The following is a 22,158-nucleotide window of genomic DNA, read 5'->3' as shown; positions in this document are numbered from 1 at the left end:
TGATTCGTGTTTCTGAATGGCGTGCCGATATGTCGTCGCCAGTTTCGTCGAAAAATATCGAAATAAAATCTCTTAAAAAAAATGCCGGCTTAAACGACACGCCATTCAGGTCGCACAACGGCCGGCCGCGGGCAACGCGGATTGGGCATAATGGCGAATCGCTTCCGGCCTCGCTGCCACGGCAGCCGGGCGTCCTTCATTCCAGGGGGAAATTCCATGTACCCAGCCATCGAACCCTATGCCCACGGCTACCTCGACACCGGCGACGGCCACCAGGTCTACTGGGAGCTGTGCGGCAACCCGCAAGGCAAGCCGGCCGTGTTCCTGCACGGCGGCCCCGGCGGCGGCTGCAGCCCCGACCATCGCCGGCTCTTCGATCCCGCCCGCTACAACGTGCTGCTGTTCGACCAGCGCGGCTGCGGCCGCTCGACGCCGTACGCGAGCCTCGACCACAACACGACCTGGGATCTGGTCGCGGACATCGAGCGCCTGCGCGAGATGGTCGGCGTCGAGCAATGGCTCGTGTTCGGCGGTTCATGGGGCAGCGCGCTCGCGCTGGCCTACGCGGAAACCCACCCGGAACGCGTGAGCGCGCTGATCGTGCGCGGCATCTTCACGATGCGCCGCGCGGAACTGCTGTGGTACTACCAGGAAGGCGCGTCGTGGCTGTTCCCGGACCTGTGGGACCAGTTCCTTGCGCCGATCCCGGAGCACGAGCGCGGCGACCTGATGGCCGCGTACCACCGCCGCCTGACCGGCGACGACGAAGCCGCGAAGCTGGAAGCCGCGCGCGCGTGGAGCCTGTGGGAAGGCCGCACGATCACGCTGCTGCCCGATCCCGCGCTCGCCGAGCATTTCGGCGACGGACACTACGCGCTCGCGTTCGCGCGCATCGAAAACCACTACTTCATGAACCGCGGTTTCGTCGACGAGGGGCAGTTGCTGCGCGACGCGCATCGTTTGGCCGGCATTCCGGGCGTGATCGTCCAGGGGCGCTACGACATCGCGACGCCCGCGCGCACCGCGTGGGATCTGTCGAAGGCATGGCCCGACGCGTCGTTCGAGATCGTGCCCGATGCCGGCCATGCGTACAACGAACCGGGAATCCTGAAGGCGCTGCTCGCGGCGACGGACCGGTTCGCGAACTAGTCAGCCGGCAGGCGTCACCGGCACGCGAAACCCCGAACATTCACCCGTCGCCGTCCTCCTCCAGCGGCTCGACCGTCACCCCCACCCTCAGCTCCTGATCGGCGCCGCCGCCGCGGATCACACCGCGCAGCGGCGTCACGTCCGCGTAGTCGCGCCCGATCGACAGCATCACGTAGTCGTCGCCCGGCGCGCGATCGTTGGTCGGATCGAGCTGCAGCCAGCCGCCGTCCTCCGGCCACGCCGGGTCGTACACCTCGACCCACGCATGCGACGCGTCCGCGCCGATCAGCCGCGGCTGCCCCGGCGGCGGCTGCGTCAACAGATAGCCGCTCACGTACCGCGCGGCCAGCCCGAGCGAGCGCAGCGCGCCGATCATCACGTGCGCGAAATCCTGGCAGACGCCCTGGCGCAGCGCGAGCGCATCGAGCGCGGTCGTCGTCACGTCGGTGCTGTTCGGCGCATACGTGAATTCCGCGTGGATGCGCCGCATCAGGTCCCACGCCGCCTGCACGAGCGGCCGGCCGGGCGTGAAGCTGACCGCCGCATACGCGGCCAGCGCCGGATCGCACGCGACGTGGGGCGACGCGAACACGAATTCGCTCGCCTCGTCGTACGGCTGCCCCGCGCGAAAACGGAACCGCTCGCGCACCGCTTCCCACACGCTCGCCTGCGCCGGGTCCGGCTGCGCGATCGCGGGCGGCGGCTCGCCGCGCGCGCCGGCCGACCAGACGGGCGGCGTCACCCGCACGACGCTGCGGCTGCGCACGAACAGCGCGTCGTGCGGCTGGTTCAGCGCGAACGACGTGCGCGCGTTGCCGAACGCATCGGTCTCGGTGCCGACGCTTTCCGGCGCGGGTTCGATGTCGAGCGCGAACGACAGCACCTGCTGGCGCGGCGTCGCGAGCGGCGTCAGGCGCGCCTGGTGCTGCGCGGATTCGACCCGCGCCGCGTAGCGGTACTCGGTGTCATGCGTGACGCGCAGCAGCCGGCCGGCAACGGGCGCGGCAGGCACCGCCGCGTCCGGTGCGGGCGGCGCCTTCGCCGCGGATTTGGTCGTCGTCACCATAGCGTCCTGCCCGCCTCGCGCACGTGGCTGAAATAGCGTTCGCCGATCCGGTTCGACAGCTCCCACACGGCCTTCGCGGTCGTGTCGAGGCGCTCGAGCAGCCGGTCGTGGCGGCCGTCGTCGCCGGTTTCGCACAACTCGTGCAGCGACCAGCCGGGCACGTCCGGTATCGCGTCGGCCAGCTCGGACAGCGCGTAGCCCTCGCTGCGCTCGACCTTCGTCAGGCGCCCGCGCATCGCCTGCACCACCCACGCGAGCGAGCGCGGATTGTCGGTGTCGAGCACGACGAGCGACAGCAGCGGCGCGACGTCGAAGCCGCGCTGGAAGCGCGAGCGGAACGTGATCGCGCTGTCGAACAGCTCCAGCACCAGCTCGAAGCCGTCCTGCTTGTGCACCGCGCCCTCCTCGAACGCGAATCGCAGCACGCTGCACAGGAAGTCCAGCCGGTCGATCTGCCGGCCGATCGACAGCAGCCGCCAGCCGTCGTCGCGCGTCATGTTGTCGGTCTGCGCGCCGGTGATCGCGCCGAGCAGCAAGCCGAGCCGCTCGAGCAGCTGCAGCGCTTCGTTGCCGAGCTGCTCTTCCGCTTCCGCGTTGCCGGTGCTGTCGGCGAACAGCTGGGTCGCGTCGTCGATCAGCCGCCATTGCTCGCTCGACAGCCGCTCGCGGATCGCGGCCGCTGCGCCGCGCATCCCGAACAGGCACGACGCGATGCCCGCCGCGTGGTCCGCGCCGCGCGTCAGCGATGCGGCGAGCGCAAGCTGGAACGCGCGCGGCGCGTCGACGGCGCTCGGCGCGTCGGCCGCGATCAAGCCCGTGTCGCGGCACAGCGTGTCGATCAGCTCCAGATGCGCGGGGCTGTCCGCGTCGTCCTCGCCGCGCAGCCGTTCGAGCGCCGCGCGCGCGAGCCGCATCAGGTTGGTCGCGCGCTCGGTGTAGCGCCCGAGCCAGAACAGGTTCTCCGCGGCGCGGCTCGCGATCGCGCGCGGCTGCGCGGTGGTCAGGTCGTCCGCGCTGAGGTGGGTCTGCAGCAGCGTGGTCGCATCGACGACGCCTTCCGTCATCACCCACGTATCGACCGTGCTGCCGCCGCGCGGCATCGGCGCGTTGAACAGCGCGTCGCGCGCGCCGACCCGCGACAGCCCGCCGGGCAGCACGCGCCAGCGCGCGGCGCCGTCCGCGAGCGCGAACACCCGCAGCAGCAGCGGCTTCGGCACGATGCGCGCGCCGCCGTTGCCGTAGCCGTCGCCCGCCTCGCGGTGGCCCGGCCACGTCGGCGCCTGCGACAGCGGCAGGTCGGCCTGCACCGTGTAGTGCGCGGGATTCGCGAGGATTCGCGCGCGCCATTCGGCGAGCTGCGCGTGCGTGAGCCGCGCGCCGATCACCGGCTCGAAGCCGCCGCCCGCCTGCACGTCCGGCGGGAACGACGGCTTGATGATGCAGCGCGCGAGCTGCGGCAGCGCATCGTCGCACGCGGCCGGCTCGCCGCACCACCACGAATGCACGGCCGGCAGCGTCAGCGTCGTGCCGAGCAGGCTTTCCGCGAGACGCGGCAGGAAGCCGAGCATGCCCGGCGATTCGAGGAAGCTCGAGCCCGGCGCGTTCGCGAGCAGCACGTTGCCCGCGCGCACCGCCTGCAGCAGCCCCGGCACGCCGAGCATCGAATCGGGACGCAGCTCCAGCGGATCGAGCCACGCGTCGTCGACGCGCCGCAGGATGCCGTGCACGGGTTCGAGCCCGCGCAGCGTCTTCAGGAACACGCGGTTGTCGCGCGCGGTCAGGTCGCCGCCCTCGACCAGCGTGAGGCCGAGGTAGCGCGCGAGATACGCATGCTCGAAATACGTCGCGCTGTGCGGCCCGGGCGTCAGCAGCACGATCCGCGAGTTCTTCCCCGCCGGGCTCAGCGCCTGCATGCTCTGCAGCAGCGCGCGGTAGCTCGCCGCGAGCCGCTGCACGCGCAGCCCGCGGAAGGTGCGCGGCAGCAGGCGCGACACGATCAGGCGGTTTTCCAGCAGATAGCCGAGCCCGGCCGCGCCCTGCGTGTGATGCGCGATCACCCGCCACTGGCCGTCCGGCCCGCGCGCGAGATCGAACGCGACGACGTGCAGCCACGTGTCGCCGGGCACCCGCGCGCCGCGCATCGCGCGCAGGTAGCCGGGATGCCCGGTGACGAGCGCGGGCGGCAGCAGCCCGCGCTGCAGGATGGTCTGCGGCCCGTAGAGGTCGGCCATCATCGCGTTGAGCAGCCGCACGCGCTGCAGCACGCCGCGCTCGATCGCGGCCCAGTCCTGCGACGTGACGATCAGCGGCAGCAGGTCCAGCGACCACGGGCCGGTCGCGCCGTCGCCGGCGCGCTGCTCGTGCAGCTGGTAGAACAGGCCGTTCTCGCGCATGCGCCGCTGCAGCGCATCCGCGCGGCGGTCGAGATCGGCGACGCCGTCGCTGCCGAGGTGCGTGAAGAACGCGCGCCACGCGGGCGCGAGCGCGGGCGCCTGCAGGCCGGCCGCGCTGCCGCGCAGCTCGTCGTAGCGGCCGGCGGCGGCCGGCGCGGCAAGCGCGGCGGCGAGCTCCGCGGCGTCGGGCTGCGACCCGGTATCGAAGAGCGTGTGCATCGCGTCGGCGGCGGCGAGATCGTCGGGGTGAATGGGCGGCACGGTATCGGTCCGTCTTGAGTCAGGAGGCGCGAGTCAGCAGAAACGAACAGCAGGCGGCACGCGCACGCGCGTGCGCGACCGCGCTCTGCCGGCATCCTAGCATTCCGGCGGGGCCGCCATCGGCCGGCGCGCGCCGTCGTCCCGGTCGCCCCGGCCGTCCGCGCATCGTCATCGGGTCTCCTCCATGCATGCAGTGCTCAGGGCCGCCGCAGGTCCAGCGTGAACGGGAACTCGCGGCTCGGCGCGGCCGCGGCCACCGTCATCCGGCCCGGCGTATGCCCCATCGCGACGAAACGCGCGAGCCGCCGGCTCTCGGCCTCGTACGCGTTGACCGGGAACGTCGCGTAGTTGCGCCCGCCCGGATGCGCGACGTGATACCGGCAGCCGCCAAGCGAGCGCTGCATCCACGTATCGACGATGTCGAACGTCAGCGGCGCATGCACGCCGATCGTCGGATGCAGCGCGGACGGCGGCGCCCACGCCTTGTAGCGCACGCCCGCGACGTATTCGCCGGCGGTGCCGGTCGGCTGCAGCGGCAGCGCGCGGCCGTTGACGGTCACGACATGGCGGTTTTCGTTCAGGCCGGTCACGCGCACCTCGAGCCGCTCCAGCGACGAATCGACGTAGCGCACCGTGCCGCCGCTCGCGCCCTCCTCGCCCATCACGTGCCACGGCTCCAGCGCGCCGCGCAGCGACAACTGAATCCCGCTCACCGCGATCTGCCCGAACAGCGGGAAGCGGAACTCGAAGTGCGGCGCGAACCACGCCGGATCGAAATCGAAACCCGCGTCGCGCAGCTCGGCCAGCACGTCGTCGAAATCCATCTTCAGGAACGTCGGCAGCATGAAGCGGTCGTGCAGCGCGGTGCCCCAGCGCGTGAGCGGCGTCGTGTACGGCGCGGCCCAGAAGCGCGCGACCAGCGCGCGCAGCAGCAGTTGCTGCACGATGCTCATCCGCGCATGCGGCGGCATCTCGAACGCGCGCAGTTCGAGCAGGCCGAGGCGGCCCGTCGGCGAATCGGGCGAATACAGCTTGTCGATGCAGAACTCGCTGCGATGCGTGTTGCCGGTCACGTCGATCAGCAGGTTGCGCAGCACGCGGTCGACGAGCCACGGCGGCATGTCGTGCCCGTGCAGCAGCCGGTTGCGCTGGATCTCCGCGAACGCGATGTCGAGCTCGTAGAGCTGGTCGTTGCGCGCTTCGTCGACGCGCGGCGCCTGGCTCGTCGGGCCGATGAACAGGCCCGAGAACAGATAGGACAGCGACGGATGGTTGTGCCAGTACGCGATCAGGCTCGCGAGCAGGTCCGGACGCCGCAGGAACGGGCTGTCGGCCGGCGTCGCGCCGCCGAGCACGAAGTGGTTGCCGCCGCCCGTGCCGACGTGGCGGCCGTCGACCATGAACTTCTCGCTGCTGAGCCGCGACTGCCACGCCGCGTCGTACAGGAATTCCGTATGGCCGACGAGCTCGTCGAAACTGTGCGCCGGATGGATGTTGACCTCGATCACGCCCGGGTCCGGCGTCACCTGGAGCAGCTTCAGGCGCGCGTCGCGCGGCGGCGGATAGCCTTCGAGCACGAGCTTCACGCCGAGCGCGCCGGCGGTCAGCTCGATCGCGTCCAGCAGGTCGAGATAATCGTCGAGCGCGGCGAGCGGCGGCATGAACACGTACAGGATGCCGTTGCGCACCTCGACGCACAGCGCGGTGCGCGTGATCCATGCGGCCGATTCGAAGCGCTCGGGACGGCGCGTCGCGTCCGGAGCGGCACGGCGCGCGTCGCCCGCCGCGCCATCGTCGCGCCACTGCATCACGGTCTGCGCGGGCGCCTCGCGATGCACGCCGGCCAGATAGCGCGGCGCGTCGCCCGTGCCGGCATGGCGCGCGCGGAACGCGTCGGCGTCCGGCAGCGGCTCGCGCGGCGCGAACGGGTCGCGCTCGACCAGGACCGGATAATCGGCGCGGCCGACCCACGGCAGCGAGTCGAGCGGCAGCCGGTAGCCCATCGGCGAATCGCCGGGCACGAGGTACATCCGCTCGTCGCGGAAGAACCACGGGCCGGTCTGCCAGCACGGGCCTTCGAGCCCCGGGGATTCATCCGCGCGCCTGAGCGGCAGCACGTAGCCGACCACGCTGTCGAGCTTCTGCTCGAACACCTTGCGCAGCCGCGCGCGCTCCAGCTCGTCGTCGAGCCGCGCGTCGAACGGATCGACGTTGACCGGCAGCCGGCGCTCGCGCCACAGGTAGTACCAGACATCCTCGTAACCGGGCCGGATGAATTCGCCGGTCAGGTTCAGGCGCGCGGCCAGCGCGTCGATGAAGCGCTTCGCGTCGCCGGTCGTCAGGGCCGACGGCGCACGCTCGTCCGCGAACAGCGACGGATCGCGCCACGCCGGCTGCCCGTCCGCGCGCCAGAAGATCGACAGCGCCCAGCGCGGCAGCTGCTCGCCCGGATACCACTTGCCCTGCCCGAAATGCAGGAAGCCGCCATGGCCGTACTCGGCGCGCAGCCGCTGCACGAGCTCGGTCGCATAGCCGCGCTTGGTCGGCCCGAGCGCGTCGGTGTTCCATTCCGCGCCGTCGCGGTCGTCGATCGACACGAAGGTCGGCTCGCCGCCCTGCGTGAGCCGCACGTCGCCGGCCGTCAGCGCCGCGTCGACCCGCGCGCCGAGCGCGCGCACCGCGCCCCATTGCGCGTCGGTGTACGGCTTCGTCACGCGCGGCGATTCGTACACGCGCGTGACCGCCATCTCGTGCTCGAACGCGACGTCGCATTCGTCGATCAGCCCCTCGACCGGCGCGGCGCTGGTCGGCTGCGGCGTGCACGCGAGCGGAATGTGCCCTTCGCCGGCGAGCAGGCCCGAGGTCGGGTCGAAGCCGATCCAGCCCGCGCCCGGCAGGTAGACCTCGCACCACGCGTGCAGGTCGGTGAAGTCGACCGCCGTGCCGCTCGGGCCGTCGAGCGACTTGACGTCCGGCGTGAGCTGGATCAGGTAGCCTGACACGAAGCGCGCGGCGATGCCCAGGTGCCGGCACAGCTGCACGAGCAGCCAGCCGCTGTCGCGGCACGAGCCCGACGCGAGCTCGAGCGTCCGTTCGGGCGTCTGCACGCCCGGCTCCATCCGCACCAGATAGCGGATGTCGTGCTGCAGCTTCTGGTTCAGCGCGACGAGGAAGTTCACGGTGCCGGCCGGCGCGCGGTCGATTCCGTCGAGATACGCGCGGAACGCGGGCGACGCGCTCGTGTGCGGATCGCACGCGAGATACGGCGCGAGCTCGGTGCGCAGCGCATCGTCGTACTGGAACGGGTATTGCTCGGCACTGCTTTCGAGGAAGAAGTCGAACGGGTTGTAGACCGACATCTCGGCGACGAGATCGACCGTGATCTCGAACTCGCGCGTGCGCTCCGGAAACACGAGCCGGGCCAGGTAGTTCGCAAACGGGTCCTGCTGCCAGTTGATGAAGTGCTGCGCGGGCCGCACGGTCATCGAATACGCGACGATCGGCGTGCGGCAATGCGGCGCGGGACGCAGCCGCACGACCTGCGGGCCGAGATTGACGAGCCGGTCGTAGCGGTAACGGGTGGTGTGATGCAGCGCGACGTGAATGGGCATGGCAAAGCGGCTCGGCTCAGGTTGGATCGGGCCGTCGCGCCGCGCCGGATCGGGCGCGGCGACGCGGCGCGACGGGTTCGTCGGCTGACGTGCGCGTCAGACCAGTTCCGGCGACTGCACGACGCTGATCTCGATGCCGACCGGCGTCGCGCCGGCCCCGGTCACCGGCTGTGCGTCGCGGGAGTCGAGGCCGGTCGCGATGCGCACGTAGCGCTCGTCCGGGCAGCGGTTCATGAACGGATCGAAGCCGACCCAGCCGAGCCCGTCGACATACGCCTCGGCCCACGCGTGGCCGGCGGGCTGCTGCATCGGCGCGGCCGCCTGCTGCCGCGCGCCGAGCGCCGGCCGCGGCATGCCCTGCGACTGCGACGCGTGCGCTTCATCGACGCGCTGGCCGAGCGCCTGCTGCATCCCGTCACCGCTTTGCATCGCGACGGCTTCTTCCTCCTGCGCGCCGCCGCCGTGCTGCTTCGCGTCCGCAATGCGCTGCATCGCGCTGTCGGCCAGCACGTAGCCGGAGATGTAGCGGGCCGGGATCTTCAGCACCCGCGCGGCCGCGATGAACGCATGCGCATGGTCGCGGCTCGTGCCCTCGCCGCTTTGCAGCGCGGTTTCCGCGTCGACCGGCGTGTCCGGCGCATGCGGCGCATACGCGATGCGGCCGTGCACCTCGGTCATCAGCCAGTGCAGCGCATCGAGGCTGCGCTGCTCGATCGGCAGCGCGTCGGCAAGCGCGCGCACCGTGTCGCCCGCTTTCGTGAGCGCGGTCTCGCGCTCGAAGATCCACGGCGGCGCGTAGCCCTCGGTGTGGCCGAGGATGCCCGCGCGGTCCTGGGTCTCGACGACGCCCGCCGCGACGATCACGATCTCCGGCTTCGCACCGCGGTCGTGCCGCACGAGGTCGGTGCGGTTGCCGAGCCCGTCGGCATAGGTGAGCGTCGGCTCGACGCCGTCGATCGTGACCTGCCACGCGCGCACCGTCTGGCCCGGCCCCGATTGCGGGCGCAGCCGCAGCCGTTGCAGCACGTGGGTGACCTGATCGTCGAACTGATAACGCGAGATGTGTCGGATGGCGAGTCGCATGGCAAGTCTCAGTCGAAGTTGTACGCCTGGGCGATTTCGAGCCCCAGGCTGTTGTTGCGGCCGATGAAGTCGGTCAGGAATTCGTGCAGGCCGCTCTTGAAGATCCGCTCGACGCTGGTGTCGGACAACATTTGCAGGATCTTCGTGGCGGTGTCGTGACACGGGTGCGTGACGCCGTAGTCCTTCGCGAGCAGGTTGAGGCTCGACACGACGCGGCCGTAGCAATAGCGCAGCGAGCGCGGCATCCGGCCGTTGAGGATCAGGTAGTCGGCGATGTTCAGCGGCTTGTACTGCACGTCGTAGACCCAGCGGTACGAGCGGTGCGCGGCCACGCAGCGCAGGATCGTCTCCCACTGGTAGTTGTCGAGGATCGTGCCGACGTGCGAGACCGACGGCAGCAGCAGGTGGTACTTCACGTCGAGGATCCGCGCGGTGTTGTCGGCCCGCTCGACGAACGCGCCGATCTGCGCGAAATCGAAGATCTCGTTGCGCAGCATCGTGCTGTAGAAGCTGCCGAGGATCAGCGCGGTCTCGCGCTTCACCTGGTCGAGCACCGCCGGCAGCTCGCCCTCCGGCACCGGCTGCGCGAGCACGCGCCCGAGCGACAGCCATGCGCCGTTCACGCTCTCCCACGCTTCCCGCGTGAGCGCCGTGCGCACCATCCGCGCGTTCGAGCGCGCGGCCTCGATGCACGACAGCACGCTCGACGGGTTGTCGCGGTCGCGCAGCAGGTAGTCGGTCACGGTGTCGGCCGCGTACGCGTCGTATTTCTCGCGGTAGCCGTCGTCCGAGCCCGAGCTGACGAGCACCGACGACCATTCGGCCGGCGCGTCGGACGTGCGCGTGAGCGCCATCCGCAGGCCGGCGTCGACGATCCGCGCGGTGTTCTCCGCGCGCTCGATATAGCGGTACATCCAGTAGAGACCGCTCGCTGTGCGTCCAAGAAGCATCTTGTGTCCACTCCGTCTGTTTTCCGTTCGCGCGCGGCCGTTGCCGGCGCGCGCCGTCGCCGCGTTGCGTTCAGTCGGCCAGCACCCAGGTGTCCTTGGTGCCGCCGCCCTGGCTCGAATTGACGACGAGCGAGCCCTCCTTCAGCGCGACGCGCGTGAGCCCGCCCGGCGTGATGCGGATCCGGTCCGACACCAGCACGAACGGCCGCAGGTCGACGTGCCGCGGCGCGAGGCCCGCGTCGGTCAGGATCGGCGTCGTGGACAACGCCAGCGTGGGTTGCGCGATGTAGTTCGCGGGCCGCGCGCGCAGCTTCGCGGCGAACGCCTCGAGCTCGGCCTTCGACGCGCACGGCCCGACGAGCATCCCGTAGCCGCCCGAGCCGTGCACTTCCTTCACGACCAGCTCGTCGAGATGATCGAGCACGTACTTCAGGCTGTCCGCCTCGCCGCAGCGCCAGGTCGGCACGTTCTCGAGCAGCGCCTTGCGGCCCGTGTAGAACTCGACGATTTCCGGCATGTACGAGTAGATCGCCTTGTCGTCGGCGATGCCGGTGCCCGGCGCGTTCGCGATCGTGATGTTGCCCGCGCGGTACACGTCCATGATCCCCGCGACGCCGAGCACCGAATCGGGGCGGAACGTCAGCGGGTCGAGGAACGCGTCGTCGACGCGGCGGTACAGCACGTCGATCGGCCGGAAGCCCTCGGTGGTGCGCATCGCGACACGGTCGTCGATCACCTGCAGGTCGCTGCCCTCGACGAGGTGCACCCCCATCTGGTCGGCGAGGAACGAATGTTCGTAGTACGCGGAATTGTGGATGCCGGGCGTCAGCACGGCGATGGTCGGGTTGTCGCCGTTGCCGCCCGGCGGGCAGACGGCCGCGAGCGACTGGCGCAGCATCTGCGGATAGGTCTCGACCGGCCGCACCTTGACCTGCTGGAACAGCTCGGGGAACAGCTGCATCATCGTCTCGCGGTTTTCCAGCATGTACGACACGCCGGACGGCGTGCGCGCGTTGTCCTCGAGCACGTAGAACTGGTTCTCGCCGGTGCGCACGATGTCCACGCCGATGATGTGCGTGTAGACGTTGCCCGGCGGCCGGAAGTCGATCATCTCGGGCAGGAACGCGTCGTTGTGCGCGATCAGGTGCTTCGGCACGATCCCGGCGCGCACGATTTCCTGGCGGTGGTAGATGTCGTCGAGGAAGGCATTGAGCGCCATCACGCGCTGCTCGATGCCGAGCGACAGCCGATTCCACTCGTTCCCGGAAATAATGCGCGGCACGATGTCGAACGGGATCAGCCGCTCGGCGGCGTCCGCGTCGCCGTAGACGGCGAACGTGATGCCCGTCTTGCGGAATACGTTCTCCGCGTCGCGGGCTTTCTGGGCGAGGCTCGCGGGGTTCTGCGTGTCGAGCCACTGCTTCAGGCGCGCGTAGGGCGCCCTGACCATGTCGCCGGATTGCAGCATTTCATCGAATGGCTTCATCGATTTGTTCTCCATCGTTTTTCCCGGCATTGCGCATGCCGGACCGGCGTAACGACTGCTGAGCAAGGAGCGTGCCTTGCCATTCCCCGATTTCGCCGCGCCGCCGGCACGCTCCGGCGGCATGCCGCACCACGACGGTGCAGCGCGCGACGCGATTCGCGGCATCGGTGCGCCGCGTGTCACGATCATGGTTCTCCCGCGTGTCATCAATGTGCAATCTGCGGTGCAGCATTCGCGGCCGGCCGGCCCGCGCGGCCGCTCCGGCGCGATGCCCCGCGCACCGGGTTGCCGCACCGCGTCGGCGAAAGAGGCGGGCCGACGCGCGCACGGCGCAGCCGAGCCCTGGGGGAAGTACCGTCCACGGCCAGCCGGCGGGTTCAGACGCGAGATGAACTAACCGGTTAGCCTTGTCCGGCATGACAACGTTATGCAGCCGTATTTATGGCGACAACGCTCATGCATATTTCGACTAACACCCATCGAAAAAAAACATCGGTATGCTCGACACGAGGCGCGGTAGGCTAGGGTCTGTTTACATACGGAACACGCATGCGAATGCCCGAAATCGCTCGTAGGGCAAGGAGGGAGGAGCGCCGTTTGGCCCGTGCCAAACAAGCGACGAGCGACGCCGCCATACGGGCGATTTCGGGCATTCCCGTGGAATGGCTTTTAAAATTTGGGGTTGCGACGAGAACGGCCGCTCGCCGCGTTGCGCTCCTTGGCGATAGTCCAGTATTCGCGGCGCCGCGCGCCTCGCGAGCGGCCGTTCTCGTCGCAACGCATGCGTGTTCCGTATGTAAACAGACCCTAGGGTTCGTGCAGAAAACCCGCGCCGGCTTCGGCAAGCGCCCGACTATATAAAAGACGACGATCGATATGGAAGCAAAGTGGCTGGAAGATTTCCTGAGCCTTGCAGATACCAAGAGTTTTTCCCGGGCAGCGCGTAACCGGCATCTCACGCAATCGGCATTCAGCAGGCGAATCGCGTCGCTCGAGACCTGGATGGATGCGAAGCTGGTCGACCGGAGCATCACGCCGGTCGCCCTCACCCCGGCCGGACAGATGTTCCGCGGGCTGGCCGCGGACATCCTGCGCAGCATGTATGCGGCGCGCAACCTGGTGAACGGCTACGACCAGTTCGCGGCGAGCGACCAGGTCGTGCGGTTCGCGGTCGCGCATACGCTCGTGTTCACGCTGTTCCCCGAATGGCTGAAGCAGCTCAACGGCGAAGTCGGCCACGTGACCGCGCGCGTCAACGCGGTGAACGTGCCGGAGGGCGTGCAGCAGCTCGTCGAGGGCGAATGCGACATGCTGCTCGGCTATCACCATCCGCAGCTGCCGATCGTGCTCGACCCGAACCATTTCCCGTTCGTGAACCTCGGGGTCGAGCGGATTCTCCCCGTCTCCACGCCCGACGCGCACGGCAAGCCGCTGTTCCAGCTGCCCGGCCGGCCGGGCGAGCCGTTGCCGCTGCTCGCGTATTCGTCGGGGGCCTTCCTCGGCAACGTCGTCGAGATGCTGCTGCTGAACGCGGCCGAGCCGTACGCGCTGCACCGCTGCTTCGAGACGCACATGTCCGAGGCGCTGAAGGGGATGGTGGTGGCGGGCCACGGGATCGGCTGGCTGCCGGAAAGCTGCGTCGCGAGGGAACTCGCGGAAGGCAGCCTCGTGTGCGCCGGATCGGCCGACTGGATCACCGAGCTGGAGATCCGGCTGTATCGGTCGGCGCGCAAGCGCGGGCTGGCGGCGGAGCAGCTTTGGACGTACATCATGAACCGGCCGCGCGGCGCGGCGACGGCAACGGCCGATCCGCCGGCGCCGGCGACGCGGGTCGCGAGACGGACTGCGAGCGGCGGCGGGCGGTAGTGCAGGCCGGGCGGGTGCGGTGCCGTCGACCGGTTGCGCAGGGGAATATCGGCCCGCACCATTTCAAACCAGCCTCTTCGTTGCGCTTCCATCAGGATGACGAATTTCCTGCCCTGATCGCGCACGGCGCCCTGCCCGACTTGCCGCGCACCGAATTGGTCTGGCGATAGCACCTCCTCCTCGCGTTTCAGCGCGTCGCCTCCGGGACCATTCCCGGGATGCCGCGCCCGCGCATGGGCAGGTTGCGTCGCCGCTCCCGGCCAATATTCAGTCGTAATTCGCTGCCAATAAGTAAATATCCCGTCGGCGTTAACACCGACAATCCATTTCAAATGCCGAATATCAATCAGGCGCGAAAACCCCTTTTCCCGGACACGCCCACCTCGTAGCCGCACGGGGATTTTCATTGAAATCACACAAATGCCATTTCGATATCACAAATGGAACGGCCAATCATCAAAATTCCTCACCCTTGAAACCACGTCATTTATTCAACCAAACAACCAGAACCAAAAATACAATTCCACACGCCAGCTCAAAACGCCCCCTTCCACATGGCGGAAAATCTTCAATTGTCAGTCGTTATCAGTGATGCAAATTCACTCGCAACCCCATTAGCGGGCGCCGCCCCTCGAACATCCCGCGTCGCGCAATAAGGCAGACGGATGGGCGGCAAAATTTCCATTCGTCACGCCACGTAATCGGAACAAAGCGCGCGGCAACCTTCTTTCCATATTATGTTCTGCAAGTTGAAACGGCCACGCGAGGCCGTAATCCGGGGAGGTTTGTTTTTTCGGTCGTTATTGATCGCACGAAACCGCCGTCATTCTCATTTCAGATATTATGTTCCCGAACATCGCCACTTCCACGTCATGCGCGGTATTTTATTAATCGACCCATGAAAGTGAATAGCCTGTTGGAAAATAGCGAATGGCCTTTGCGTTTTTCGTTCCGGAATGTATGCTTGCTATCAAACGCGAACGGAGGTCTCGATGTTATCTTCGTTTCGAAAGCACGCTGTTCCTGCTGCAGCCACTGCCGCTTCAATGCTTTGCATGGGCGTCGTGGCAATGGCCCAGACGGCTCCCGCGTCCGAGCCGGACACGCAGCGTTATGTGATTTCATACATCTGCGGTGACGCACGGATCGACGGCACCGCACCGCTTCCACCCGACGGACGTCCTTACAACCTGGGCGTGTCATTTGCTTCCGCCCAATCCGGCAATCCGCTCGTCAACGTTCAAGTGCGGCTGAGACGCCACGGTCGCGTGCTCGCCGAATTCAACGCGGCAGGACCGCGCTGCCTGTTCAGCGTTCCCGATGCCAGCTACCGGATCGAGGGCACGTACCAGGGCGAAACGAAATTCGCGATCGTCGAAACAGGCGTGCTGAATACGCAACTACGGTGGTAAGCCTTCCACCGGCAACGGCACTGAATCGAGGAGCGATGCATGACCAGTGTGAATCGACAGCATATGCACTCCACCGGCCATCCAAAACCGGGCTGGGGCCCGGGCAAGAACGCGGCGCTCAGCTTCGCGGCTTTTGCCGTGATTTTCGGCATATTCGCCTATGTCAAGCGGGATGTCGTCGACGAGGTTTCCACGGCATCGCACCAGACATCGGGCGTGGTCGGCATATCAGTCAGGAGCACTGACAGGCCGGATGTTGCATCGGCACCACCCACCGGCATGACGTCGCCGGTGACGATCGAAATCGAGCCGGAGGCCGCGCCGCGCGTCGACGCGCAGGCGACGGCAACGCCGCCCGTGCCCGCGCCGCCTGTTGTCGCCCCGCCTGTTGTCGCCGCGACCAACGCGCATGCGGCACACGCTGCACCGTCCGGCGGCGCCGTCAACGCAAGGCATGCCGGCATGCATCGCCAGCAGCATCGGCATCCACGGCCTCATGACGTTGCCAATACAAGGACACGCATGATCGTCACGGCAAGGCCGCATTCGTTCAGCGAAGACGGACACGCGCACACCGCAGGCGTCACGCACGAGGAGCTGGAGAGCGCACGTGCGCTCACGAAGGCGCGCTCGTGCGCTGTGCTCGAGCAATGGGGCTGTGTTGAACAGAACGCGAGCCGGGTGCTCGCCATCGACCCGCAGAACGGCGAATCGCGGGCACTGCTCGGGGAGGCCATCCGAAACCATCCTTGACGTTGTACTCGGGGAACCAGAACCACCAACAAACTCGACGGCAGATCGAGCGCATTGATCGGCGCACGACCGATCTAACCGTTTCGAAGTGAGGACACCCCGTGGCCAATATCAACAATCGCAGACTCACTGCCATTCCGCGCAACCGGCGGATTCTTCTTCAGACGCCGCTCATGCTGCTGCTGGTTGCATCCGGTGCCTGCGTCGCCGCCGAAGGCGGAGCCGAGTCAAGCCAACCCCGCAACGTCGCCGAGGCGCAAGGCGCCCCGCGCGCGCAGCCGGCCGACGCAGCAGCCGTGCGCGACGAAGTGTTCGGTCTCGCCACGAGCGGCGGCGCCGTCAAGGCGCTCGACGAGGCGAAGTCCCGGCCCGACATCTTTTCCGCATTCGATCTCGCGCAACTGGAGGAGCTCTCGATCCGCCAGCAGGTGCGCGGCGGACGCGACAAGGCGCGCTCGATGACGAGCCCCGATCGCTTCGACGGGCTCGACACCGCGCTGCGCGCGGCGGACGAGCTCAACGCGAAAATGCCGATCACGCCCGAGTATTCGCCGGTCAGGACGGCGCTCGCCGGAGATCGCACGGTCGCCTACGCCGCGCGCGGCGACATGAAAAAGGCGGTGGCGTCGTTCGAAACGATCCCGCCCGACGCGGAGATTTCGATCGATGCGCTGGCGGGCGCGGGCGACGCCTATCTGTACCTGGGCGAGCCGGGCAAGGCCGAGGCCGTCTATCGACGTGCGCTGACGCAGGCGAGCGCGTCGCCGACCGACCACGCGACGCGCGGCTACCAGTATGGCGCACGCACGCGCCCGATCGAGCTGCGCGAAGGGCTGTTCTGGTCGTATATCGATCAGGGGCGGGCGCGGGATGCGAGCAAGGTGCTCGACGAGATGGGCAAGTCGCTGCCGCCGGCCGCTCAGGTTCGTCCACATGACCCGGCAACCGACGATTACCTGCGCTACTACCGGCTGCGCGCGCAGCTCCTGCTCAACACGGGCAGGACCGAGGAAGGGATTGCCGAGCTGGAGAAGATCGAGAAGGAAGTGCCGTTCAACTCCGAAATCAGCGCCGCCCATGCCGATGCGATATCGAGCCAGTCGCACCCGCGCCAGGCCATCGCGATGTACCACGCGACGCTGACCGACCATCCCGACAGCGTCGAAAACCTCGCCGGGCTCGGCCGCGCGTCGCTCGCGGCGGACGACTATGAAGCCGCGCGCAAGATCGACCAGACCTTCGGCAATACGTTTCCGGACAACGGCGCGGTCCGCCAGTTCAAGCGCGACTACAACGCGTACCGCAGCCCGGTGTTGACGACGGACCTGAGCTACGAGCACGGCAACAGCACGCTGGCGGACAACAGCTTCACGTCGAATACCTATCTGTATTCGCAACCGTTCGGCGACAACTGGCGCGTGTTTGCCCATACGTTCTTCGGGTATGCGCAAACCGACCTCGGCAGGATCAGCCGCACGCGCACCGGGGTAGGCGGCGACTACCGGCACGGGCCGCTCAGCCTGCAGGCCGAAGCCACGCGCTCGTTCGGCACCGACGGGCGCACCGGCGGCCGCGGTTCCGTCAGCTACAACTTCGACGATTACTGGTCGGTGGCAGCCGGGCTCGACAGCAACGACAACTCGCTGCCGTGGAAAGCCTACGTCGCGCACATCTGGGGCAAATCCGCGAACGTCGAGGTGGGGTACCGCCAGAACGATCGCCGCGAGGTCAAGCTGAGCTACGGCGTGAGCCGCTACTCGGACTCGAACTTCCACCAGGAAATCGCGGCGACCGGCACGCAGCGCGTGTACACGTCCGCGAACCAGCTGGTCAACGTTTCACTGAATGCCGGCACCGACAGCAACACGCGGCAAAACACCCCCTACTTCAGCCCGAGCCGCGACTACGCGGTCGCGGCGACCGTCATGCATCAATGGCTGGCCTGGAAGAAGAGCGACATGTCGATGCGGCAGCGCATCTCCGCTTCCGGCGGCGCATACAACCAGAGAGGATTCGGCACCAGCGCGCTGTGGAGCGCGCGCCTCGAACACGCGTGGACGTTCAAGCACGACATCACGCTGACCTACGGCATCGAGGTCAGCAGCCATGCGTACGACGGCCAGCGGGAGCGCTCGGAAACGGGCTTCCTCGCACTCAACCTGCCGTTCTAGAACCAGGAGCCCGGCGAATGCAATCGAGACGTACCTTCATGTGTGGTTGCCTTGGCACAGCTGCTGCTTGTTCGCTGTTTCCGGGCGTGACCCAGGCAAGGATGATCGACCTCCTTCCGCCGTCGGACCCCGCCGACGGCAAGACCTTCCGCGTGATCTGCATGCACGACGTGCGCGACAACCTGCTGTCGACGTACGCGAGCGCCACGATAATCGATCCGTACGCGATCGACACCGGCACGCTGACCGCGATCTTTTCCTGGCTGCAGGCCAACAACTATCACACGATCACCGTCAAGCAGATCGAGGCCTCCCGGCACGGCGGCAAGCCGTTGCCGCCCCGCTCCGTGCTCCTCACGTTCGACGACGGCTTTCGCAGCCACTTCACGAAAGTGCTGCCACTGCTGAAGCGGTTCCGCTATCCGGCGGTGATGGGCATCGTCACCGCCTGGATCGACGCCCCCGCCGACGCGCCGATCCGCATCAGCGACAGGATCCAGCTGCCGCGCGATTACTTCATGTCGTGGGACGAGGTCAAGCAGCTCGGTTCGTCGGAGCTGGTCGAGCTCGCCTGCCACACGCACAACCTGCATCATGGCGCGGTGGCCAATCCGCAGGGCAACGAGTTGCCCGCCACCACGTCGCACCTCTATCTGGCCAGCGAGAAGCGCTACGAAACCGATGCGGAATTCCAGGCGCGGGTGCACGACGACCTGCAGACCTGCATCCGGCAGATTCGCGAACGCACCGGGCTTGTCGCGCGCTCGATGGTCTGGCCGTACGGCGCGGAAAACCAGCCCGTGCAAAAGATCTCGACGTCGCTCGGCATGGATATCCAGTTCAGTCTCGATGCCGGACCGAATACGCCGGACGTGCCGCTCGATCGCTTGCGGCGCATCCTGATGATGTATGACGTCGATATCGGCGGGTTCGAGCGCTCGATGCGCGAGCCGGCGACCAACCGCGGCGAAGTCGAAGGCGCCGAGCGGATCGTGCAGGTCGATCTCGACCAGGTGTACGACCCCAACCCGGCGCAACAGGAAAAGAATCTCGGCGAGCTCGTCGAGCGCATCTACCGGATGCAGCCGAAGTCGGTCTACCTGCAGGCGTTCGCCGATCCGAAGGGCACCGGCGTCGCGGAGTCCGTCTATTTTCCGAACCGGCACCTGCCGATGCGGGCCGACCTGTTCTCTCGCGCCGCATGGCAGCTCAATACCCGGTCCAATGTCCAGGTCTATGCGTGGATGCCGGTGCTGGCCTTCCATCCGCCGCCGGACAAGATGCGCAACCTCGAGACGGTCACCGCCTATAGCGGCGCGCCGGCACGCGAGAACGGCACGCGCGTGTTTCGCCTGAGTCCGTTCGACCCGAACGCCCGGCTGCTGATCGAGCAGATTTACGAGGATCTCAGCAAGTATGCGTCGTTCAACGGCATCCTCTTCAGCGACGACGCCGTGCTCGACGACTACGAGGATGCGAGCCGGCACGCGCTGCAACTGTATGCGCAGTGGGGGCTGCCGCGCGACATCGGGCAGATTCGCGCGAAGCCCGACCTGATGAACCGCTGGACGCGGCAGAAGACCCGCTATCTGCTGGACCTGACGCGGCAACTGCAACAGATCATCCTGGCGAACCAGAACGCCGGCGACGTGCTCACCGCGCGCAACATCTTCGCGCAGCCGGTGCTGAACCCCGAATCCGAAGCGTGGTACGCGCAAAACTACGACGATTTCCTCAAGGCGTACGACTTCGTCGCGCTGATGGCGATGCCGTACATGGAGCAGGCATCGGACCCGGATCGCTGGCTGGACAAGCTCGCCGACGTCGTCGCCACCAGGCAGCACGGCTTCGCGAAGACCGTGTTCGAATTGCAGGCCTACGACTGGCGCGCCCGCAAGGAGATTTCCAGCACCACGCTGCTTGCGCAGATGGGGCGGCTGAGAAGCCGCGGAGCCTTGAGCTTCGGCTACTACCCGGACAACTTCCTGCACGATCAGCCGAAACTCGCGACCATACGCAACGCCATGTCGCTCAAGTCACGCCTCGACCCGACTTCGATCAATGCGCTGATGCAGGCGCAACAGAACCAGGGGAAGCCGGCAAAATGATCACACATGACTTCATCCGGCGCCTGCAGGACTTCGTCTTCTATTACCCGTTCTTCATGTCGTATCTGTGGATGATCGGGGGCGTCGTGCATTTCCTGCTGCTCGAGGAGGGCCGCGTGCTGTCCAAGCGCATGCTCGCGGCGAGCGGCATGCCGAAGGTGTCGATCGTCGTGCCCTGCTTCAACGAAGAAGCGAACGTGCGCAGCGTGATCACGCACCTGAACGGCATGGACTATCGCAACTACGACATCATCGCGGTCAACGACGGAAGCCGGGACCGCACCGGCGAGATGCTCAACGAGCTGGCCGCCGCCATCCCGCGGCTCATCGTCATTCATCATGCGCGCAACGAGGGCAAGGCGGTGGGCCTCACGACCGCGGCCGCCGTGTCGAATGCGGAGTACCTGCTCTGCATCGACGGCGATTCGCTGCTCGCGCACGATGCGATCGACTGGATGCTCGAGCATTTCATCGCCGACCCCGGCGTCGGCGCGGTCACCGGCAATCCGCGCATCCGCACGCGCACGTCGCTGCTCGGCCGCATGCAGGTCGGCGAATTTTCGTCGATCGTCGGGCTGATCAAGCGCACGCAGCAGGTGTACGGCCGCATCTTCACGGTGTCCGGCGTCATCACGATGTTCCGCAAGACCGCGCTCGCCGATGTGGGCTTCTGGAGCTCGGACATGCTGACCGAGGACATCGACATCAGCTGGAAGCTGCAGTGCCGCGACTGGCGCGTCATGTACGAGCCGCATGCGCTCAGCTGGATCCTGATGCCGGAGACGATCCGGGGGCTCTACCGCCAGCGGCTGCGCTGGGCCAAGGGCGGCATCCAGGTGCTGCTCAAATATGCGAGCACGGTCGCGCGGCCCGCGCAGATGATGATGTGGCCGCTCTACGCCGAGTACCTGATCGGCATCGCGTGGGCGTATTCGATGGCGTTCATCCTGCTGCTGTCGGTCGTCGGCCTGTTCCATCCGCTGCCGCCGGACTGGCACGTGTCGCTGGTGCCGCGCTGGCACGGCATGCTGCTGGTGGCGACCTGCGTGCTGCAGCTGATCGTCGGCTGCATGATCGATCGCCGCTACGACGAAAAGCTCCTGATGTATTTCCTGGACACCGTCTGGTATCCCGTCGCCTTCTGGTTGATCAGCATGATCACCACCGTCGTCGCCCTGCCCGCCATCGTGTTGCGAGGCCGGGGCAAACGCGCAATATGGACCAGCCCCGACCGAGGAATTCAGCATGAAGAACGCGCCGATTATTGACCTCTCGCTCCGTTCGCCCGCCCGGATGATCGCCGATCGCGGCATCATCGCCGGTTGCACGCAAATCGTGTGGTTTCGCTTCATTCGGCCAGCACTGGTCGGCGCAGTATGGGCGTCGATCTGCATCTATACGTACCGCTACCTGCTGCCGATCAACGACGACGAAATGCCGATCGAGCAACTGGTCTTCTACGTGACCTGCATCTCGCTCATCGCCGGTGCGCTGGTCACGTGGCTGATCGCCGCCCGCGTCATCCACCCGCTCACCTTCCGGTGGCACGTCACGAAGATGCTGCGGCGCTCGGCCAGCCTGAAGTCGAAGCCGGGACCGACGACGGCTCTCGCGAAATCCGCACACCCCGACGGTAAGCAGGCATCGCGCATACTCGTCGCATCGCATGACGCCGACGGCTCGATTTCCGCGCTCGAATGGAAGCGCCACGAGCGCCGTGCCGCGCCGCACGCGCGCGAATGGGACGACGAGGAATCGAACGAGACAGTCTGGGGCGGCGTCGGCCGGACGACGCGTCACGGCACCTGACATCGACGTCCGCCGCACCGCGCGGGCGTTCCGATAACTT

15 protein-coding genes are annotated in these 22,158 nt (G+C 67.4%); 8 read left to right on the top strand and 7 right to left on the bottom strand.

From position 1 onward, the window contains the following. Nucleotides 1-216: 216 nt before the first annotated feature. A complete protein-coding gene (pip, locus tag KY49_RS28020) occupies nucleotides 217-1,149 on the top strand; it encodes a prolyl aminopeptidase (protein ID WP_042587637.1) in 933 nt (310 codons plus the stop codon). Between the two features lie 40 nt (nucleotides 1,150-1,189). Here pip and KY49_RS28015 read toward each other — a convergent pair whose 3' ends face one another. The 7 genes from KY49_RS28015 to KY49_RS37775 all read right to left on the bottom strand — a co-directional run bounded on the left by KY49_RS28015 (nucleotide 1,190) and on the right by KY49_RS37775 (nucleotide 12,231). Then, the gene (locus KY49_RS28015) at nucleotides 1,190-2,212 is read right to left on the bottom strand and encodes a transglutaminase family protein (RefSeq protein WP_042588795.1); all 1,023 of its coding nucleotides are present in this window, start codon (nucleotides 2,210-2,212) and stop codon (nucleotides 1,190-1,192) included. After that, entirely contained in the window at nucleotides 2,209-4,827 is a 2,619-nt protein-coding gene (locus tag KY49_RS28010; protein WP_042587636.1) for a circularly permuted type 2 ATP-grasp protein, read from the bottom strand. The genes KY49_RS28015 and KY49_RS28010 overlap by 4 nt, the downstream gene beginning before the upstream one ends. 239 nt (nucleotides 4,828-5,066) lie before the next feature. Further along, entirely contained in the window at nucleotides 5,067-8,480 is a 3,414-nt protein-coding gene (locus KY49_RS28005) for a transglutaminase family protein (RefSeq protein WP_042587635.1), read from the bottom strand. A gap of 96 nt (nucleotides 8,481-8,576) precedes the next feature. Continuing rightward, nucleotides 8,577-9,563 carry a transglutaminase family protein gene (locus tag KY49_RS28000; protein WP_042587634.1) on the bottom strand — a complete coding sequence of 329 codons (987 nt, stop codon included), beginning with the start codon at nucleotides 9,561-9,563 and terminating at the stop codon, nucleotides 8,577-8,579. Between the two features lie 8 nt (nucleotides 9,564-9,571). Then, a complete protein-coding gene (locus KY49_RS27995) occupies nucleotides 9,572-10,513 on the bottom strand; it encodes an alpha-E domain-containing protein (RefSeq protein WP_042587633.1) in 942 nt (313 codons plus the stop codon). Between the two features lie 70 nt (nucleotides 10,514-10,583). After that, nucleotides 10,584-11,999, bottom strand: a complete 1,416-nt coding sequence (locus KY49_RS27990) for a circularly permuted type 2 ATP-grasp protein (RefSeq protein WP_042588794.1) — start codon at nucleotides 11,997-11,999, stop codon at nucleotides 10,584-10,586. Further along, a complete protein-coding gene (locus KY49_RS37775) occupies nucleotides 11,983-12,231 on the bottom strand; it encodes a hypothetical protein (RefSeq protein ID WP_141715821.1) in 249 nt (82 codons plus the stop codon). Before KY49_RS37775 ends, KY49_RS27990 begins: the two co-directional genes overlap by 17 nt. 644 nt (nucleotides 12,232-12,875) lie before the next feature. Between KY49_RS37775 and KY49_RS27985 the strand changes: the two genes are divergently transcribed. From KY49_RS27985 to KY49_RS27955, 7 genes are all read left to right on the top strand, one after another. Further along, entirely contained in the window at nucleotides 12,876-13,865 is a 990-nt protein-coding gene (locus KY49_RS27985; protein WP_042587632.1) for a LysR substrate-binding domain-containing protein, read from the top strand. A gap of 992 nt (nucleotides 13,866-14,857) precedes the next feature. Continuing rightward, entirely contained in the window at nucleotides 14,858-15,277 is a 420-nt protein-coding gene (locus tag KY49_RS27980; RefSeq protein WP_042587631.1) for a hypothetical protein, read from the top strand. A 39-nt stretch (nucleotides 15,278-15,316) separates the two neighbouring features. Beyond that, nucleotides 15,317-16,030: a hypothetical protein gene (locus KY49_RS27975; RefSeq protein WP_231636500.1), complete on the top strand. Its 714-nt coding sequence runs from the start codon at nucleotides 15,317-15,319 to the stop codon at nucleotides 16,028-16,030. 173 nt (nucleotides 16,031-16,203) lie between these two features. Further along, nucleotides 16,204-18,201: a poly-beta-1,6 N-acetyl-D-glucosamine export porin PgaA gene (gene pgaA, locus KY49_RS27970; RefSeq protein ID WP_197083611.1), complete on the top strand. Its 1,998-nt coding sequence runs from the start codon at nucleotides 16,204-16,206 to the stop codon at nucleotides 18,199-18,201. Nucleotides 18,202-18,218: 17 nt separating this feature from the next. Then, nucleotides 18,219-20,309, top strand: a complete 2,091-nt coding sequence (pgaB, locus tag KY49_RS27965; RefSeq protein ID WP_042587628.1) for a poly-beta-1,6-N-acetyl-D-glucosamine N-deacetylase PgaB — start codon at nucleotides 18,219-18,221, stop codon at nucleotides 20,307-20,309. Beyond that, nucleotides 20,306-21,577: a poly-beta-1,6-N-acetyl-D-glucosamine synthase gene (pgaC, locus tag KY49_RS27960; RefSeq protein WP_042587627.1), complete on the top strand. Its 1,272-nt coding sequence runs from the start codon at nucleotides 20,306-20,308 to the stop codon at nucleotides 21,575-21,577. The genes pgaB and pgaC overlap by 4 nt, the downstream gene beginning before the upstream one ends. Continuing rightward, on the top strand, nucleotides 21,555-22,118 hold the full coding sequence (locus KY49_RS27955; protein WP_230380761.1) for a Biofilm PGA synthesis auxiliary protein PgaD: 564 nt from the start codon (nucleotides 21,555-21,557) through the stop codon (nucleotides 22,116-22,118). The genes pgaC and KY49_RS27955 overlap by 23 nt, the downstream gene beginning before the upstream one ends. Nucleotides 22,119-22,158 lie beyond the last annotated feature (40 nt).

This window comes from Burkholderia sp. MSHR3999 (genome assembly GCF_000833595.1).
Taxonomy (GTDB): Bacteria; Pseudomonadota; Gammaproteobacteria; order Burkholderiales; family Burkholderiaceae; genus Burkholderia; species Burkholderia ubonensis.
Note: the sequence above shows the minus strand (reverse complement) of the source record. Positions and strands in the feature narration are given on the sequence as shown.

Excerpts from the sequence above, each read along its gene's own strand:
- KY49_RS37775 (WP_141715821.1), bottom strand. The coding sequence starts at position 12,231 with ATGCTGCACCGCAGATTGCACATTGATGACACGCGGGAGAACCATGAT.
- KY49_RS27980 (WP_042587631.1), top strand. The coding sequence starts at position 14,858 with ATGTTATCTTCGTTTCGAAAGCACGCTGTTCCTGCTGCAGCCACTGCC.
- KY49_RS27975 (WP_231636500.1), top strand. The coding sequence starts at position 15,317 with ATGACCAGTGTGAATCGACAGCATATGCACTCCACCGGCCATCCAAAA.
- pgaC (WP_042587627.1), top strand. The coding sequence starts at position 20,306 with ATGATCACACATGACTTCATCCGGCGCCTGCAGGACTTCGTCTTCTAT.
- pgaB (WP_042587628.1), top strand. The coding sequence starts at position 18,219 with ATGCAATCGAGACGTACCTTCATGTGTGGTTGCCTTGGCACAGCTGCT.
- pip (WP_042587637.1), top strand. The coding sequence starts at position 217 with ATGTACCCAGCCATCGAACCCTATGCCCACGGCTACCTCGACACCGGC.
- KY49_RS28005 (WP_042587635.1), bottom strand. The coding sequence starts at position 8,480 with ATGCCCATTCACGTCGCGCTGCATCACACCACCCGTTACCGCTACGAC.
- KY49_RS27995 (WP_042587633.1), bottom strand. The coding sequence starts at position 10,513 with ATGCTTCTTGGACGCACAGCGAGCGGTCTCTACTGGATGTACCGCTAT.
- KY49_RS28010 (WP_042587636.1), bottom strand. The coding sequence starts at position 4,827 with ATGCACACGCTCTTCGATACCGGGTCGCAGCCCGACGCCGCGGAGCTC.
- KY49_RS27990 (WP_042588794.1), bottom strand. The coding sequence starts at position 11,999 with ATGAAGCCATTCGATGAAATGCTGCAATCCGGCGACATGGTCAGGGCG.
- KY49_RS27955 (WP_230380761.1), top strand. The coding sequence starts at position 21,555 with ATGAAGAACGCGCCGATTATTGACCTCTCGCTCCGTTCGCCCGCCCGG.
- pgaA (WP_197083611.1), top strand. The coding sequence starts at position 16,204 with ATGCTGCTGCTGGTTGCATCCGGTGCCTGCGTCGCCGCCGAAGGCGGA.
- KY49_RS28000 (WP_042587634.1), bottom strand. The coding sequence starts at position 9,563 with ATGCGACTCGCCATCCGACACATCTCGCGTTATCAGTTCGACGATCAG.
- KY49_RS27985 (WP_042587632.1), top strand. The coding sequence starts at position 12,876 with ATGGAAGCAAAGTGGCTGGAAGATTTCCTGAGCCTTGCAGATACCAAG.